The sequence below is a fragment of the Aminobacter sp. P4_D5 genome (assembly GCF_056401815.1).
The window spans coordinates 1-637 of sequence record NZ_JBFUIP010000895.1 but is presented as its reverse complement, the minus strand read 5'-3'; the positions used below and the strand labels follow the sequence as shown (position 1 = coordinate 637).

The window sequence follows — 637 nt, the reverse complement described above, 5'->3', positions numbered from 1 at the left end:
CCCGAAGTCCATGCGGAGGTCACGGCGGCCTTCCACCGCTACGAGCAGGCGCTGGTGAGCAACGACGTGGCCGTGCTGGACGAGCTCTTCTGGAACGACCCGCATACGCTGCGCTTCGGGGCGACGGAGAACCTTTTCTCCTACGCCGAGATCGCCGAGTTCCGCGCCAACCGCCCTTCCCAGGGTCTCGCGCGCCAGCTGCTCCGCACTGTCATCACCACCTATGGCCGCGACTTCGGCACCGCCAACACGACCTTCCTCCGCGAGGGCTCGGACCGGATCGGCCGGCAGAGCCACACCTGGCTGCGCACACCGGAGGGCTGGCGGATCGTAGCGGCGCATGTGTCGCTTCTGCCGCCGGGCGTGGGCTAGGCTCTCCCGACACGGGGAGGCGAGCTTGAAGAGAAGCTGGATGTGGGCGGCCCTCACGCTGGCGGCTCCGGCCTGTGCGCAGGCGCCGCTGCCCACGGGCCCGACGCGCGAGGCCCTGCCCACGCCCGACAAGGGAGGGGAGGCCTTTCACCAGGAAGACCTGGAATGCCGGGCCATGGCGGCGGAGAACCTCGCGCTCGGCCCCGCCGCGGGCGATGCGCTTGTTGCCAGGCTGCGCGAGCGCCGGGTCGGCGTGAGCCTCCCG

The 637-nt window shown here is 71.3% G+C and carries 2 protein-coding genes; both read left to right on the top strand.

The features are described 5' to 3' along the window. On the top strand, positions 1-372 hold a 372-nt coding region (gene hpxZ / locus AC1DWF_RS35650), incomplete at its 5' end, for an oxalurate catabolism protein HpxZ (RefSeq protein WP_476843174.1). A gap of 25 nt (positions 373-397) precedes the next feature. Continuing rightward, positions 398-637, top strand: a 240-nt coding sequence (locus AC1DWF_RS35645; RefSeq protein ID WP_476843173.1) for a hypothetical protein, incomplete at its 3' end; no start/stop codon positions are given.